The organism is Halalkalibacter hemicellulosilyticusJCM 9152 (genome assembly GCF_000513115.1).
Lineage (GTDB): Bacteria > Bacillota > Bacilli > Bacillales > Bacillaceae_D > Halalkalibacter > Halalkalibacter hemicellulosilyticus.
Map to the genome: position 1 here is coordinate 92,869 of NZ_BAUU01000006.1, position 17,200 is coordinate 110,068.

Annotated in this window: 10 protein-coding genes and 2 pseudogenes; 11 read left to right on the forward strand and 1 reads right to left on the reverse strand. The window is 39.6% G+C overall.

The features are described from left to right. Positions 1-67 precede the first annotated feature (67 nt). Positions 68-1,945 (forward strand): carbohydrate binding domain-containing protein, encoded by a 1,878-nt coding sequence (locus tag JCM9152_RS21260; RefSeq protein WP_052015596.1) that lies wholly within the window; start codon positions 68-70, stop codon positions 1,943-1,945. Between the two features lie 275 nt (positions 1,946-2,220). Here the strand turns inward: JCM9152_RS21260 and JCM9152_RS04940 are convergent, their stop codons facing one another. Continuing rightward, positions 2,221-2,760, reverse strand: a complete 540-nt coding sequence (locus JCM9152_RS04940) for a YpiB family protein (protein ID WP_035341603.1) — start codon at positions 2,758-2,760, stop codon at positions 2,221-2,223. Between the two features lie 127 nt (positions 2,761-2,887). On the opposite strand from JCM9152_RS04940, the gene JCM9152_RS04945 reads away from it, so the two are divergent. The 10 genes and pseudogenes from JCM9152_RS04945 (at position 2,888) to JCM9152_RS04990 (ending at position 17,185) form a co-directional block, all read left to right on the forward strand. Continuing rightward, positions 2,888-3,301 carry a GNAT family N-acetyltransferase gene (locus tag JCM9152_RS04945; RefSeq protein WP_052015598.1) on the forward strand — a complete coding sequence of 138 codons (414 nt, stop codon included), beginning with the start codon at positions 2,888-2,890 and terminating at the stop codon, positions 3,299-3,301. Between the two features lie 182 nt (positions 3,302-3,483). Further along, positions 3,484-4,464: a Gfo/Idh/MocA family protein gene (locus JCM9152_RS04950; protein WP_035341605.1), complete on the forward strand. Its 981-nt coding sequence runs from the start codon at positions 3,484-3,486 to the stop codon at positions 4,462-4,464. A 100-nt stretch (positions 4,465-4,564) separates the two neighbouring features. Next, positions 4,565-5,608, forward strand: coding sequence for an agmatine deiminase family protein (locus JCM9152_RS04955; RefSeq protein WP_035341707.1), 1,044 nt, complete (start codon positions 4,565-4,567; stop codon positions 5,606-5,608). A 36-nt stretch (positions 5,609-5,644) separates the two neighbouring features. Beyond that, the gene (gene aguB / locus JCM9152_RS04960; protein WP_035341607.1) at positions 5,645-6,520 is read left to right on the forward strand and encodes an N-carbamoylputrescine amidase; all 876 of its coding nucleotides are present in this window, start codon (positions 5,645-5,647) and stop codon (positions 6,518-6,520) included. A 166-nt stretch (positions 6,521-6,686) separates the two neighbouring features. Further along, the gene (locus JCM9152_RS04965; RefSeq protein WP_035341609.1) at positions 6,687-8,444 is read left to right on the forward strand and encodes a GGDEF domain-containing protein; all 1,758 of its coding nucleotides are present in this window, start codon (positions 6,687-6,689) and stop codon (positions 8,442-8,444) included. Between the two features lie 79 nt (positions 8,445-8,523). After that, complete coding sequence (locus JCM9152_RS04970) at positions 8,524-9,336, forward strand: putative bifunctional diguanylate cyclase/phosphodiesterase (RefSeq protein WP_035341611.1); 813 nt, start codon at positions 8,524-8,526, stop codon at positions 9,334-9,336. Positions 9,337-9,493: 157 nt separating this feature from the next. Further along, on the forward strand, positions 9,494-10,810 hold the full coding sequence (locus JCM9152_RS04975; protein ID WP_158318423.1) for an ABC transporter substrate-binding protein: 1,317 nt from the start codon (positions 9,494-9,496) through the stop codon (positions 10,808-10,810). 62 nt (positions 10,811-10,872) lie between these two features. Next, positions 10,873-11,184 carry a CHY zinc finger protein gene (locus JCM9152_RS04980; RefSeq protein ID WP_035341709.1) on the forward strand — a complete coding sequence of 104 codons (312 nt, stop codon included), beginning with the start codon at positions 10,873-10,875 and terminating at the stop codon, positions 11,182-11,184. 50 nt (positions 11,185-11,234) lie between these two features. Next, positions 11,235-13,399, forward strand: a pseudogene (locus JCM9152_RS04985) (DNA topoisomerase III). A 371-nt stretch (positions 13,400-13,770) separates the two neighbouring features. After that, a pseudogene (locus JCM9152_RS04990) lies at positions 13,771-17,185 on the forward strand (glycoside hydrolase family 2 TIM barrel-domain containing protein). Positions 17,186-17,200: the final 15 nt, after the last annotated feature.

Consider the following 17,200-nt stretch of genomic DNA (forward strand, 5'->3'; position numbering starts at 1 on the left):
TATCGTTATTAACTACCATTCTGGAGACGAGTTAATCGTTTCCGAGGAAGTAAGGCTTTATCTTCAAGTGCCAGAAATATCGATTAAGAAGCTAACGTTTGATGAAGGTCTTGATGGAGTGAAAAGCAATGGTACTTGGCCGGAAGACTTAGATAGTCAATTGTCACATGCGGTTGTGGATGGGAACGGTATGTTAAAGTTTGAAGTCGATGGAATGCCGGTTGATGAGACGTGGCAGGAATTAAAGCTTGAGTTAGACGGGCTTGGGGAGGAACTTGCTCACGTAACGAGGCTGAAGTTTGATGCGTTTATTCCTACTACTGCTGGTGAAGGGGATGTGGAGGCTTCCGTACAATTACCTCCTGATTGGGAGACGAAGTTTGCCACAGATCGCCATTCGTTAGGCGAGTTAGAAGATGTAGAGATTGGTGGTACCCAGTATAAGCATTTTCCGGTTTCGATTGATGTAACGGGTGCTGGTCAAGCTGAGTCAATTGCATTTTCGTTAATTGGTAGTCAATTAAATATGTTAGATGCTTTCTATATTGATAATGTTGAGCTTTTAAATGCGTATGTTCAGACGCCGTTAGATCCATGGCTGGTTGATGATTTCGAAGGGTATTTGGGTGATGATGCCCTGCTACATCGTAATTATTCAAGCAATGGTGACCCGATTACATTAAGACTCTCTTCTGAGTATAAGAATAATGGTGAATATGGGTTAGAGTACGATTATACGATCGGTAGTATGGGTTACGCAGGGAGACAAACATCTCTTGGACCTGTTAATTGGACGGGTGCGAATGCGTTTGAGTTTTGGCTAAAACATGATGGCACAGAGCATCATTTAACGGTGCAAATTCAAATAGGTGGCGTGAGCTTTGAATATAACGTGGAATTGGACGAGCCTTATGAAGGGATGGTTCGTATACCTTTTGGTGACTTTGCACCTGCTGGATGGGAATCCAATCAAACAGCTATAATTGATCAAAGCCGTTTGGAGAGAGTGAGCCAGTTTGCTCTTTATGTAGGTGGAGGTCAAGGTGAAGGAGTGCTTTATTTTGATGACTTACGAGCTGTATATGATGAAAATGCAGCAGAAGTACCTGAAGCGCCAGATTCGGAGGATAAGGAAGTAGAGCCTATAATATATCAGTTTGAAACAGACCTAGAAGGATGGAGTGGTTCGCAGGCTCAAATTGTAGATGGTCATATGAAAGCTGTTGTGCAGTTAGGTGACGGCATCACGTCGGAGGTTCAGAAGACATCTGGTTACAATTTAACTGATTATCGTTACATTGTGGCAAATGTAACACATGATGAATCAGGGACGATAGCTGATGAGGCATTGTTAGGAAAGCTATTTGTGAAATCTGGCGGTGACTGGAGCTGGTCTGATTCTGGTGAGCAAGAGATTAATAGAGATGGATATTCCCAAATTATTTATGATATAAGTGAACTAAATTCGAGAGAGTCTATCCAAGAAATTGGGATTGAATTTATCGGTCCTACTGGATCTGAAGGAACAACGAATGCTTACATTGACTATGTTGCCATTGTAACAAGCTTAGATGAGCTTCCAGAAGAAGCTGACAATGGGAGTGGAGAAGATCCTGAAGTTGACCCCGATCCTGGTATAGATCCAGATCCTGAAGTAGATCCCGACCCGGATCCTGACCCAGGTAAGAAAAAAGAAGGTACGGACGAAGATGATCATGATAATGGAGGTTCGAAAGGTAAGTCTGGTGAAACTCCTAAACCATCGGAAGGAGATCCGGGTGAAAAGACTATAGATGACAAAGAGCTTGAAGTCGTTAAAGGTGATTCGGAAGATGAACTACCGAATACAGCAACAAATATTTATAGCATTTTACTAGCAGGTTTGCTGTTAATATTTGCTGGAGGGTTAGCAATTTTAATTAGAAAACGTTCGGTTGCAAATTAATAGCTTGAGATAAAGAGGCTAGGACAAAACAAAAGTGTTTAGCTGAGAATCCGAACCATTTAGATAACGTAGCGAAGTATATTTCAGGAGCGGTGAATGTGCTCCACTCTAGATTTGTTCGGTATCTCACTAATGAAAATACTTTTGTCCCAGCCTCTTTGCTTGTTTCGAGTGTTCATGACGGCTCGAATCAGGCTTTTAAACATGCAAAAGTTACGGATCTTGCCTAAGGTATTGAAATTTGTGAGGAGACCGAGTGTTTCAGTCTCTCGCTCTTATCGTTGGAATTCCGTTTGCTTTTGTAATGCTTCTAGCCTTTTTACGAGTGCGCGAAAACGAGCTTCATCACGATTGTCGAGTGCTTCATTAATTTGATTCTTTAACATGGTTAACTCAATGAGTGCGTCAACTTCATTACTATCTTGTTTAAATTGCTTGTATCGCTTAAAGGAATCTTTCCTCGGTGTTTCGACTAACTGTACGTAACGTTGATTCGATTGTTTTCCGTAGAAATGGAGAATTAAATAGATTTTGTCGGCGGGATTGGCTAATAAATCTCCGAGTGCTTTGGATACATCCTCTGTCTTTTGATTGTGGTAATAATATACAAAACCGACCTCGTCTGAGCTAGTACTCGAAATAACTATCGTACGCTCCCGTTGCTGAATGGTTTCTGTAAATGTGACATTTTCAAGAATGTGATGCTTTTTTATGATGTGATCCAGTAGCATTCGTGCGTCTTTATGCTTTAACTGGTGCTGATCTAGAAACCACCTTAGGAAACTTCTTTTCTCTGAAGCAGATACCCAATTCATAGAACCCCACCCTATCGAAATCTTTAATACTATCATAACATGTTCTTGAGCAAGATTAAAAAAAGACGCTAACATCTCTGTTCTTGATTGAATAAGGTAAATCAACAAGAGGAGAGGGGTATTTGTCATGGTTATACGTAGGGCAACTGATTACGAGCGAATGCGTATTAAAGAATATGGTGAGACGGTTCAAAAGGAGGCGACCTTAGGCTATTTGCAAACGAGTACACCGATGAATGAATATGGACCTTGTGAATATTGGGTACTCGATCGTGACGGAGTTTGTGGATGGATCGTCATTGGGGAGACGCTGGCACCATTTAAAAATGTTGTGAGTGCTATGGTCTTTGAGTTATATGTCTTACCGCGTTATCGGAAGAAAGGCTATGGAGAGATGTTAATGAGAGCGGCACTAGGTGAGTTTCGGCAAAGAGGATACCGAACAGCGCATCTTAACGTGTTTGCGAACAATCGAGCTAAGGAACTCTACAAACGTTTAGGTTTTGACGAAATTTCAACGATTATGGAGACTGAATTATAACGGATAATCCTGCATTAAAAGGTTTGCTCGTTATCATTTCTATACATAGTGCTTCTTATTTATAGGAATGATCGATGAGTAACCATACATATAAGGATATTTGTAAACGATATCATCCATTTGCTGTTAAGGTCTGTTAAGATGATCCTATAGCTAAATGATCCTGAAGGGTGGAAATGACAATGAATGTAAATGTAGCAATTGTAGGTACTGGTGGATTTAGTCGAATGCATGCGGAAATTTTAGCAGAAATGAATGACGTTTGTGTTAAGGCTTTTTGTGGGACGAGTATGAAAAAAGCAGCTTCTATTGCTCAGGAATTTAATGCTACACCTTATGAAAACATAGATCAGATGCTCGCTGAAGAGGAGATCGACGCTCTTTATATATGTGTGCCACCATTTGCTCATGGCGAAATTGAACAGAGGGCGATTGACCGCAAGATACCATTTTTCGTTGAAAAGCCGTTAGGAGTAAAAGGTGAAGAGCCTCAGCGAATTGAAGAGCAAGTCAAGCGATACAATCTGATTACATCGGTGGGCTACCACTTTCGTTATCAGGAGACCGTTATACATATGAAGGAATACTTACAAGCCAAAACCATAGGGATGGCGACAGGAAGATGGATCGGAAGTATGCCAGAGGTGGCTTGGTGGCGAGACCAAAAGCGTTCTGGCGGTCAATTTATCGAACAAACGACTCATATCGTAGATCTTTTAAGGTATGTTGCTGGAGAAGTGAAGGAAGTTTATGCGTCTTATGCAACACGAGCGATGGACAAAAAGTACGACGGTGTCTCCGTTGCCGATGTTGGATCTGTCATATTAACACTTGAAAATGGTAGTGTTGCCACGATTATAAATACGTGTATCGTTCCAGGGAACTTGTCTGATGTCGCTCTATCGATATATACGAGTGAAGGGATTTTAGAGTGGACACCTGAACGTTTAAAGGAGTGTATAGGTGAACATGTTCACGAGCACGATAATACGTGCAATCCGTATAAACGGGAAAGTGAAGCGTTTATTTATGCGGTTCAAACAGGGGATCGATCACGCATTCTATCAAGCTATGAAGATGCTTACAAGACCTTTAAAGTGACAGAAGCAGCTTTACATTCAGCAAATAGTGGGGCAACGGTAGCGTTAGAAGATGAGTGTTAAAGAAGAAACCGATGAGAGTAAGATTGGCATGTATTCCTTATTGTATCGTTTATTATTTTGAGGTAAGATGTTGCTTGCAAGTATTTTGACTGAGAAAGAGATGGATAAGATGAGTAAACGATATTTCATGCCGCCAGAATGGGAGACACATGCGCGTACACTCATTTCATGGCCAGTTCGAGAATCAATGGTTTATCCGAGTGATTATAAGAAGGTTATGGATGGCTATAGAGAAATCATTGATGCGATTGCAGAATTTGAGCCGGTTACTGTGTTAGCTCACCCTTTAGAGCTTGAGAAAGTCCGTGAACATTTCCATAATGATCAAATTGATATCATTGCATTGGAGCATGATGACGCGTGGCTTCGAGACAATGGGCCGACGTTTGTAAGGGATGAGCATAATCAAATATTTGGTATGAATTGGAAATTTAATGCTTGGGGGGAGAAATATACCCCATATGATTTAGATAATGAGGTTGCTGGGCATATTTTGACTCACTTTGGTATAGATCAGCTTGATGTTCCTCTTGTCATGGAAGGTGGATCGATCCACGTTGACGGTGAAGGGACATTGATTACAACAGAAGAGTGCCTGTTAAATCGAAATCGTAATCCACATCTTACGAAAGCGGAAATTGAAGGCACGTTAAAGCGCGTGCTAGGAATTGAAAAGATTATTTGGTTAAAGCGTGGCCTAAGTGGTGATGAAACAGATGGTCATGTTGATAACATTGCTTGCTTTGCTGCACCTGGGAAGGTAATGATGCAAGTATGTAACGACCTTCAAGATGAAAATTACGACATTACACAGGAGAATATGGCGATTTTAAAAGACGAACATGATGCACAGGGGCGAAAACTTGAGGTGATTGAGATTGAACAACCACCTGCAGCTTATGTTAATGGCCAACGTCTAACATTAAGTTATATTAATTTTTACTTTGTTAACAATGGAATTATTTTACCCGTGTTTGGAGGAGAAGCGACAGATACTGATCGTCAAGCGCAGGTGATACTGCAAAAGACATTTCCGACAAGAAGTGTGCGAACCGTGGATGGGCGTGCCATTATAAAGGAAGGTGGAAATGTCCATTGTACAACCCAACAAATGATAAATGGACTGAAAAAGTTTGGCTTTTAACTTTTTTAGTGACCTTGATAAAGGGGTGAAGCTAAGGTGAGAAAAGTGATTGTAGCAGCAACGCAGATGAGTTGCACACAGCATATTCAAGAAAACATTACAAAAGCGGAACGTCTAGTCAGGGAAGCTGCTAGCCAAGGTGCACAAATCATTCTTCTTCAGGAATTATTTGAAACACCGTACTTCTGCCAAAAGGAAAAGGTCGACTATTACCAACTAGCTACGACGGTTGAACAAAATTTGGCGATTCGCCATTTTCAAAAGGTGGCAAAGGAACTAAAGCTTGTTTTGCCGATAAGCTTCTTCGAACGAAAGAACAATGCTCGCTACAATTCATTAGCTGTTATTGATGCTAATGGGAGTTTATTAGGTATTTATCGAAAAAGCCATATCCCTGATGGTCCCGGTTATGAAGAGAAATTTTATTTTAACCCAGGTGATACAGGGTTTAAAGTATGGGAAACGGCTTATGGGAAAATAGGTGTAGGAATTTGCTGGGATCAATGGTTCCCAGAGGCGGCTAGAAGTATGGTGCTAATGGGTGCAGAATTATTATTTTACCCAACGGCTATCGGATCAGAACCGTATGATTCGTCGATTGATTCAAAGGATCATTGGCAAATGTGTATGCGTGGACATGCTGCATGTAACCTTGTCCCTGTCATTGCATCCAATCGTATCGGAGTGGAGCAAGAAGAGGATTCTTCCATTACCTTTTACGGGTCGTCCTTTATCGTTGGTCCACAAGGGGAAAAGCTAAAAGAGGCGAATCGAACTGATGAGTCAATATTAGTAGAAGAGTTTGATTTGGATCAGCTTGACTTATTACGAGCAGAATGGGGACTGTTTCGTGATAGACGACCAGAATTGTATAAAGTACTAACAAGCTCTGATGGTGAATTAAATAAGTAACGTATTTGACCTGTTAATGAAGACCTGAATGATCAAAGGGTGCTTTGTTAATAGGTCTTTATTATTTTTTTTGAACCTATACAACAATATTAACTAGTTAGATTGAATATTAACTAGTTATTAGGTACTATTAATCTAGATGGATATAGGGAATGGAGGTACAACTATGAATATAAAGCAATTCCTTCCCCATTCGTTAGGGCATTATGTAAATTTTTCACTGTTGTTTATTATTACTTTTATATTGAAATTGTACAACCTCCCCTTTATGTTAGGTGTTACGATTAGTTTAGCGAGTGTAGGGTTGTTTTTAATTTTAAGATTATATGGTGTACAAAAAGCGATTATTTCCGCGGTAATAATCCATTTTCTATTCGTTTTATTTTTTCAAACGTCAGTATTCGATATTGTTTTTATTTTGGAGATTATTTGTGTAAGTGTTCTAGCGACATTTATGAAGCGGGGTAACCTTGTTTTTTGGGACTTATTATTTTGGGTTTTTGTCGGCGGGCCGCTTTCCGTTCTTATCTATCATTTGATGTATGTTCAACATATTGAAAATGTATTTTATTTTCAGTCGATGATCAATGTGACGAACGGATTATTAAATGCATTGCTAGCCGACATTCTATTAGCCTATATTCCGTTTCATAAATGGATGACAAGTCGCCGTGATCAGCGAAGAGGAGAAATGTATATTCATCAGATACTTTTTCATTTTTCTATTACGATGATTATTGTTCCCTTTTTACTTATTGTCGGTATTACGAACTTACATTCCCATCAATTGGAGAAGGGGCAAGCGCGACAAATTGCGGTAAATACCGTTAATAGCTTTGAACTGGAGCTTTTAAATTGGCGTCAAGATGATTTAAGGCGATTACAATTACATGGGGCAGTACAAAGAGGTTACATAGAAGATATCATTCAAAAGTATGCAGGTGATGAATGGTATAACGTTGTTGTTCTTGATAATGATAGTGATGTGATTATTGCGAGCGGTCTATCAAGTGGAGATATACATTCTGCGAAAGAATATGAAGAGATGTATGAAAAAAGGGAAATTTCGCCTTACTTTTATCGGTATATTCCGTATGAATCAGAAAATGAATTAATGAGATGGGGAGAAGGTTATTATCTTTATTGGCGTGATTTAAACGTTAGCAATTTGTCGGCTGTTGTCGTATTCCCTTTATCTTATTTCCAACAAAGAATGTTTGATACATATATCGACCAATTTCAAACGTTTATTGTGTTTGTCGTTCTTGCTATGGGGATTGCTTATTTGTTAAACCGCTTGTTAATTCGCCGTTTAAACAATTTAGCGGCAACGACGACGGGACTTCCGCGAAAATTACAGCAAAAGAGCGTGATACATTGGCCGAATACAAGGGTATATGAACTTCATTCACTTGTTCGGAATTTCAAACATATGTCGACGAAGCTTGTATCGATGTTTAATGAAAAGGAGGACATGAATGAGCAATTAAAGGAACAGGCATCACAGCTGAGAGAGTCGGAGAAGTCATTACATCAATATGCCTATTATGATATGCTAACAGGTTTACCTAATCGCTTGCACTTTCAGCAGTATTTACAGGAATTGATAAAAACGTATGGTGAAGATCGGTTTGCGGTTATATTTGTCGATTTAAATCAATTCAAACAAATTAATGATACGTTAGGTCATGTAGCTGGGGATGAGCTATTGAAAAAAGTGGCTCAACGTCTTGAGGAAACGGTGTCTGATAATGTGAAAGTGTTTCGGTTAGGCGGTGATGAATTTACAGTTGTTGTTCATCCCGTCTCAGATGAAGATTTAAGGCAATTAGCGAAAAAGCTAGAGGATCTCTTTATTGATCCGATCGATGTGATGGATATGACCCTCTATGTTAGTGCGAGTATGGGGGTGAGTATGTACTGATAACGGAAAAGATGTTGATACGCTTGTTAAGTTTGCAGATATGGCTATGTATAGCTCTAAGGACCAAGGAGGCACGGCAATGCGCTTCTTTGATGAGAGTATGCAGTCACAATTTGAAGAGAAAATGCTGATCGAAAATGGGTTAAGAGATGCGTTGCGGCATGATCAGTTAGAATTGTATTATCAGCCGAAAGTAGCAGCTGACAATGGTTGTATAACAAGTTTAGAAGTACTGATGAGATGGAAGCATCCTGTTTTAGGAACAGTCCCTCCAAATAAGTTTATTAGAGTGGCTGAAGAAGTAGGTATTATTTATGAAATTGACCGTTGGGGATTATTTAAAGCATGCGAAAGAGCGAAGGAGATCGAACGAGAATTAAATAATCCAATCGCTGTTTCCGTTAATATTTCAGCTAAACATTTCCATCAGGAGCATATTCTAGACATTTTAAAACAAGCATTAGCAGAATCCAAGCTGGATCCTTCGCGTTTGAAAATTGAAATAACAGAGAGTGTTTTTAATAAGGATCTTAAAGGAATTATTTCAGTAATGGATCAAATTCAACAATTAGGTGTGAGTGTTTCTATTGATGATTTTGGAATTGGATATTCCTCCTTGAATCAACTGTTACATTTACCAATTAATGAAGTGAAGTTAGATCGACAGTTTATTACAAACATTCACCATGATAGCAAAAAGGCTTCCGTTGTCAAAATGATTGTTGATCTGGCTAAGACACTACAATTAAATGTTGTAGCAGAAGGGATTGAAACAAAAGAGGAAAGTCAGATTCTAAACGAATTAGGCTGTCATGAACTTCAAGGCTATTACTACTGTAAACCGTTGCCCGAGCAAGAGATCATTAATTTCTTAAAAGGAAAGCAAGTGTAATCATATGAGTGATTTAGATATGAAACGATTTAGGGATTCAGTGGTGAGTTCGTTACACAAAACTAAACCCCGTTGTAACGGCTCCACACAACGTTAATAAGAAAAGCCACTATCGCGTTTTTCTTAATGGACTTTGTATTAAATGAGAGGGATTATAATGAGGAAATGGATGGTTGCGCTTATAGTGTTATTCCTGTGTAGCGGTTGTGTAGGCGAACTTCAGGTTGATGATGAAATAGGGCAAGAATTAGATCATGAGAGATCTCAGTCGTGGATGGAGGAGGATGTTCAATTAACATTATGGTCATTTTATGATAGCGGTTGGGAGTATTCGATTGCTGATTTTACGAAAAGGTATTCGAATGTTTCAATTGAAGTGGAATCATTCCCTTATGATAGTTATGCAGATACCTACTTACAGGCCCTATTGTATGGAAATGTTCCTGATATTATGGTTTTTGAGAGTACTCATTTTTCTAAGTTTATCGACCTAGAAGGATTAGAAAATCTAGCTGAGCCTCCCTATACCTTAACGGAATATGAGCAAGATATAGATGAGTCTTTTAGGGCTATTGGACAATCTTTTAATGAACAGAAGATATATGGCTTAACGATATCGGCATCGCCAATTGTCACTTTCTATCGGCCGGATATACTAGAGTCCTTTGGATATCCAACTGAACCTGAGGCGTTAGCAGAGTATATGGCTGATCCAGAACAATGGCTGGAAATGGCGAGGACGCTTAAGCAGGATGGACGGTGGATGATGCAATGGGTAACAGAAATCGTTGACTTGACAGCGAAAGATATCGGTTTGTTTGATCAAGAGATGAATTTCATTAGAATGGATCAAGATATTAAAGAGGTTATTGAATTAGCGAAAGTGATTCAACAAGAAGGGTTAAGTCCAGGGTATAATTTGTATGAATCAAATGGACAGGATGCTTTACGAGACGATCGATTTGCGATGTTCTATCAAGGAAGCTGGGGTGAATATCAAATAGGAGATATTGCTCCTGAGCAAGAAGGGAAATGGAAAGCAACGAGACTTCCCCTTGATGTATATGCATTAGACAGTAGTACGATTTTAGCGATTCCGTCCGCAAGTGAGAATAAGCAAGCGGCGTGGGCTTTTATGGAATATGTTGCCTTCGAGCATTCTATGCATGGGACATACGGTGTCGTTCCAAGTTATATTCCAGCTCAAGAGGTTCCTGAAACGTTAGAGCAGCAAAGTGAGATTCTTGGTGGACAACAGGTTCAGCGTCTCTATCTTGATATTATGGAAAACATTGAGATGCCACGTTTAACACCTATTGACGAACAAGCAGAGCGAATATGGCATGATTATTTAGGGCAAGGTGTAGCATGGGATATTGATTCTGAAGAAATTATGGAAGAAATACGAATGAGAGTAGAAGATGAGTTAAGTAGAGAAATTAGTATTTTAAGAAGACATGCGAATCTGGATTAATCATCATACAATAAGAAAGAAGGGGAGTTGTGTTGAGTGATTCAATAGATGTGTTAGGCGTAATGGTTGATCAAAAGACAAGGTGTGTGCATTATCATACCGAGAAGGATGTTATTGCGATTAAACATCGATGCTGTCAAACGTATTATGCGTGTATCAAATGTCATCTTGAATTAGCGAATCATGAACCGGCTATCTGGAAAAAAGAACAATTCAATGAGAAGGCTGTGCTATGTGGAGTGTGTCAAACAGAATTGTCGATCAACGAGTACATGGCATCAAAGTTCCAATGCCCCTATTGTAAACATGAATTCAATGAACGATGTTCTTTGCATTATGGCGAATATTTTGAGGTCGATAGTAGGAACGGTTAATATGGTAAGATTGGTATAGAATCACATAAATAATAGTTGGAGTTGTTTACATGAGTAAAATGGTCGTTTTAGCGGAAAAGCCTTCTGTGGCACGAGATATAGCAAGTGTGCTGAAATGTCATAAGAAAGGGAATGGATACATAGAAGGGGACCGTTATATTGTGACGTGGGCGCTCGGTCATTTAGTCACATTAGCTGAGCCAGAGAAATATGGAGAACAATATAAGACATGGAAGCTTGAGACATTGCCGATGCTGCCAAAGCTGAAGCTTGAAATCATTAAGCAAACGAGCAAACAATATCGTGCTGTGCAAGCTCAGTTGAATCGTCAAGATGTGAATCAGATTATTATCGCGACCGATGCTGGACGTGAAGGTGAGCTTGTGGCTCGTTGGATTTTAGAGAAGGCACGTGTGAAAAAGCCGATTAAACGTTTATGGATTTCATCTGTGACCGATCGAGCGATTAAAGAAGGGTTCCAACGATTAAAGGATGGCCGTGAGTATGAAGGTTTATACGATTCGGCTGTCGCTAGAGCGGAAGCTGATTGGTATGTTGGGATAAACGGAACACGAGCGTTAACAACGAAATATCGTGCACAATTATCATGTGGTCGTGTTCAAACGCCAACATTAGCGATGGTCGCTAAACGAGAGCGTGATATTCAAAGCTTTAAACCGACGACGTACGAAGAGTTATTTATTGAGGTTCGTAACGGATTTTCATTACAGTGGCAGCATGCACAATCAAATGAAAAACGAATGTTTGACAGAGAGAAGTCTCAGCTTATTAAGCAGAAGGTTGAGAAGAACTCATTAGTGATCACGAATGTTGATGTGAAAAAGAAGAAGACCTATGCTCCTGCTCTCTATGATTTAACTGAGCTACAGAGAGAGGCTAATCAGCGTTACGGCTACTCTGCAAAAGAAACACTTTCGAGCCTACAACGTTTATATGAGCAGCATAAGGTCATTACGTACCCGCGTACTGATTCACGCTTTTTGTCGTCAGATCTTGTCGATACACTCGTAGAACGTATTAAAGCTTGTGATATTCAGCCATTTCGTAAAGCGGTCGTACAAGTGAAACAGCAGAAGCTTTCATCCCGCTTAGCGTGCTTCAATGATAAGAAGGTGAGCGACCACCATGCGATTATTCCAACTGAGCAGCTGTCTCAGCTTCGTTACCAGATAAAGAAGCGAAACTGTATCGTTTAATTGTTAGACGCTTTTTAGCTAATTTATTACCTGCCTATGAATATGAACAAACGACAATCTTAGCCGAAGCGGCTAAAGAACGTTTTACGGCTAAAGGACAACGCCCATTAACAATAGGATGGAAGGTCGTTAATGATCAGGAAGACCAAGAGCAAAAGACAATACTGCCGCAGGTGACAAAAGGTGACACGCTAGCTATTAAAAAGGTTTCTCTAGAAAAAGGGCAAACCAAACCACCTGCAAGGCTTTCGGAAGCGACGTTATTAAGTGCGATGGAAAAGCCAGCAGCCTTTTTAGAAGAAGAAAGTGCCGACCTTGTTAAGACGTTAGGTGAAACAGGTGGAATAGGGACAGTAGCTACGCGCGCCGATATTATTGAAAAGCTGTTAAATACACAATTAATGGAAAAACGCGGAAAGGAATTAGTTATAACGAAAAAAGGGAAGCAGCTACTTGAGCTTGTTCCAAGTGAGCTACAATCACCGGCATTGACGGCACAGTGGGAGCAAAAGCTTGACCAAATTGCGAAAGGAAAGCTAAATAAAACAGCCTTTATTGCAGAAATGAAGCAATATGCGACAACGATTGTGTCAGAAATTAAACAGAGCAAACAAAGCTTTAAGCATGATAACGTCACAGGAACCCCTTGTCCACAATGTGGAAAACTATTACTTGAGTTGGAAAACAAGCACGGGAAACGACGTGTATGTCAGGATCCGGCCTGTGGATATAAGAAAAACATTTCCAAAACGACTAATGCCCGTTGCCCTAACTGTAAAAAGAAGATGGAGCTATGGGGTGAGGGAGAAGGTCAAATGTTTGCTTGCGTTTGTGGTCATCGAGAAAAAATGTCGACCTTCCAAGAAAAACGGAAAAACAATCAACATAAAAAAGTGTCAAAGCGAGAAGTGAATCAATATATGAAAAAGCAAAAGGAAAGTGATTTTACGAATTCAGCTTTAGCAGATGCGCTTTCGAAGCTGAAGCTAGATAAATAAGAGTATTGAAAAAAGAAGTGTTTAAAGGATACTGAAAAGTTTGATGTTTAACTTTTCGGTGTCCTTCTTTTCATCCCACAGAAGACTACATATATTTTTTTCCGCTACGTTCTCTACATTCCGATTCTCAATTAAACACTATTGTCGTGTTCTAGTCTTAATCGTTATAGCACATAATAATCGTAATTTATGAATATTTTATTGAAATAAGAGATTAAGTTCCTTATAATGAAAAGACAATCTTAACTACCATACTAGTATGGTGAATGGGAGAGTTCATAAGGAAAAGGTTTAAATGATAATGTGAAAGGGACAATAATCGAAGCACAAAAGTACAGTCTAAAGCTGTAGAAAGTGAGCTGATTGTTATGCTGAATAAGCAAATTCTATTTAATGATGGTTGGGAGTTTGCCAAGAGTCGTTTAGATGTAGCGGAGGATGAAAACCTTTCATTTGAGCCTATTGATCTTCCTCATGATTGGTTAATTTACGATACGTCAAACTTGTATGAAACGAGTATTGGTTGGTATCGAAAAACATTCCATTGTCAAAGGAATCGACAAATGTTCCTGTATTTTGAAGGAATTTATATGGATTCTTCAATCTATGTAAACGGTCAATTTGTCGGAGAGTGGAAAAATGGCTATTCCTCCTTTGAATACGAAATAACAAATGCGCTTGTAGATGGTAAAAATGAAATCGTTGTCAAAGTAGTCTTTCAGGCACCTAATAGTAGGTGGTATTCAGGTGCAGGCATTTACCGTAATGTATGGTTGAAATCAAGAAGTGATCATTACATCGAGTCAGATGGAATTTATGTTTCTACTAGTGAAATGGATGGCGGTTGGAAAGTTGAGGTTGAAACGGAGCTCAAGGTGGCAAATGACGTTATCGTTTCCCATCAATTGTTGTATAAGGGAAAGGTGATCACAACGACCGCTGAACAAGTGTCGTCAACTAATCAAATAAATGAACAGAGTTTATTTGTAGTAAATCCAAAGCTTTGGAGTGTGAATGAACCGAACTTGTACGAGCTAGAAACGACGCTTTCTTTAGCTGATGAAAACCGTCAAGGGAAGCTATTGGAAGCGGTTTCGACTACAGTCGGATTTAGGACTGTTCAATTAGATTCACAATATGGGCTCTTTGTGAACGGGGAAAAGGTGAAAATAAATGGTGTTTGCGAGCACCATGATTTAGGGGCATTAGGCGCGGCTTTCAATAAGACGGCATTAAAAAGGAGACTCGTCATTTTGAAAGATATGGGTGTAAATGGAATACGTACGGCTCATAATATGCCAGCTGTAGAATTAATGAACTTAGCAGATGAGATGGGATTTTTAGTTGTTTCTGAAGCGTTTGATATGTGGGAAAGACCGAAGACGAAATACGATTATGCACGTTTCTTTAAAGACTGGGCATATAAGGATGTAAGGAGTTGGGTAAGACGAGATCGCAATCATCCAAGCTTAATAATGTGGAGTATAGGGAATGAAATTTATGATACTCATGCGGATGAAAGAGGTCAGGAAATCACAAAGCAGTTCATGGAATATGTAGAAGAATTTGATCCGAAACAAAATGGCTATGTGACAATTGGTTCAAACTACATGCCATGGGAAAATGCTCAGAAATGCGCTGACATCGTCAAAGTTGCTGGCTATAACTATGCAGAAAAATATTATGAGAAGCACCATGAGGAGTACCCTGATTGGATTATTTATGGAAGTGAAACGTCTTCGGTTGTGCAAAGTCGGGGAGTTTATCATTTTCCATTTGAGCAATCGATTTTAGCTGATGACAATGAACAGTGCTCTTCTCTTGGGAATAGTTCAACGAGCTGGGGGGCTAAATCAGCTGAAGCGTGTATCATTGCAGAAAGAGACACGCCATTTTCGTTAGGGCAATTTTTATGGACGGGCTTTGATTATATTGGTGAGCCGACGCCATATCATACGAAGAATTCATACTTTGGGCAAATAGATACAGCTACGTTTAAGAAGGATGCGTACTATATTTATCAAGCTGAATGGACCGATTATCGAACAAGACCGATGGTGCACATCTTCTTACTGGGATTTTAATAAAGGTCAGATTATCGATGTTCGTGTTTGCTCGAATGCTCCAAAAATTGAGTTGCAATTTAATGGAGAAACGGTTGGGACGCATCATATTGATCATGAAAATGGCACGGACCTTGTCGGTTGGTGGAAGATCCCGTATGAAGAAGGTGAGTTAAAAGCGGTTGCCTATGATGAGCAGGATCAGGTGATTGCAACAGATATAAGAAGGTCATTTGGAGAAGGAAAGGACATTCGGTTAGAGCTAGATAAGAACCAGCTTAAAGCGAATGGGACAGATTTGGCCTTTATGGAAATATCAATGATTGATAAAGATGGCAACCGAGTCGAAAATGCTAATAACCGTGTTGAAGTAACGATATCTGGCAGCGGACGGTTAGTCGGACTCGATAATGGTGATAGCACGGACTATGATCAATATAAAGGAACAAGTCGCCGGTTATTTAGTGGAAAGCTGATGGCGATCATTGCAGCAAAGCTAGAACCAGGAGATGTTCATATTAATGTATCTTCAAAAGGGTTACAAAGTGAACAAATAACGATAAAGTCGATTGCAACAGATGAAGATGTGGTAGGCGTTTCAGCATTTATGGAAAATGAACGTATGCCTGTTGTAATGGGTAATGATGACGAAATTCCATTACGTAAAATAGAGATCGTCAGCGACGATGGCCAACAGTTAGATCCGAATAATAAAAAGCTGACTGTAACGGCTATACTGCATCCAGAACATACGTCGTATCAAGAGGTGGAATGGAGTGTAGTAACAGACAACGGTAGTGAATCGAACATAGCTAAGGTAGAGTCTAATGGTCATCGTGCGAACGTTACTGCATTAGGGGATGGAGAATTTCGCATACGCTGTACAAGCAAAAATGGGACAGAAAAGACGAAGCTTATCTCGCAATTAGAACTGAAAGCAGTAGGACTAGGGACTGCCTATAAAGATGCGTACGGATTTATTTCGGCAGGGCTTTATGATTATAGCCAAGGTGAAGTGACAAATGGAAACGAACGAGGTGTAGCGACAAGTAGAGATGGTCAAACACAAGTCGGCTTTCGAGATATCGACTTTGGCGAAAGTGGCTCTGATACGATAACGATTCCGATATTCGCCTTGTCGAGTGAGGACTATCCTATTCAAATTTGGGAAGGAATGCCTGAGGAAGAAGGGAGCTCGATAGTAGCAGATGTCGTTTACCAAAAGCCATCAAAGTGGAATGTGTATCAAGAAGAAACATTTAAGTTGAACAAGAAGTTAAAAGGGATTACGTCGCTTTGTTTTGTGTTAAATAAAAAGGTGCACATTAAAGGCTTTTCTTTTGAAAAGCAAAATCGTGCATTTGAAACGAACTTGGCGCTTGATGCTGATCATATTTATGGAGATTCTTTTGAGTTGAAGGGTCAAACGGTAGAAGGAATCGGAAATAATGTTTCGTTAACATATGACTCAATTGATTTTACGACAGAAGGGACGTCGTCTATTACGGTTTACGGACGTGCTCCTGTTGATAAAAATACGATCCAAATCCGGTTTGAAAATGAAGAAGGTGAATCAAGTCAAATTGTTGAGTTTGATCAATCAGCTAACTATAAAGAAAAAACATTTGAGTTAGAAAAGGTTAAGGGTCTTCAGAAAGTTACCTTTGTCTTTTTACCAGGGTGTCATTTTGATTTTGGATGGTTCAAATTTAATCAATTTTAAAATAAAGGAGTGTTC

Bases quoted from the DNA above. Each gene is read 5' to 3' on its own strand.
- JCM9152_RS04940 (WP_035341603.1), bottom strand. From the start codon at position 2,760: ATGAATTGGGTATCTGCTTCAGAGAAAAGAAGTTTCCTAAGGTGGTTT.
- JCM9152_RS04945 (WP_052015598.1), top strand. From the start codon at position 2,888: ATGGTTATACGTAGGGCAACTGATTACGAGCGAATGCGTATTAAAGAA.
- JCM9152_RS04950 (WP_035341605.1), top strand. From the start codon at position 3,484: ATGAATGTAAATGTAGCAATTGTAGGTACTGGTGGATTTAGTCGAATG.
- JCM9152_RS04955 (WP_035341707.1), top strand. From the start codon at position 4,565: ATGGATAAGATGAGTAAACGATATTTCATGCCGCCAGAATGGGAGACA.
- JCM9152_RS04965 (WP_035341609.1), top strand. From the start codon at position 6,687: ATGAATATAAAGCAATTCCTTCCCCATTCGTTAGGGCATTATGTAAAT.
- JCM9152_RS04970 (WP_035341611.1), top strand. From the start codon at position 8,524: ATGCGCTTCTTTGATGAGAGTATGCAGTCACAATTTGAAGAGAAAATG.
- JCM9152_RS04975 (WP_158318423.1), top strand. From the start codon at position 9,494: ATGAGGAAATGGATGGTTGCGCTTATAGTGTTATTCCTGTGTAGCGGT.
- JCM9152_RS04980 (WP_035341709.1), top strand. From the start codon at position 10,873: ATGGTTGATCAAAAGACAAGGTGTGTGCATTATCATACCGAGAAGGAT.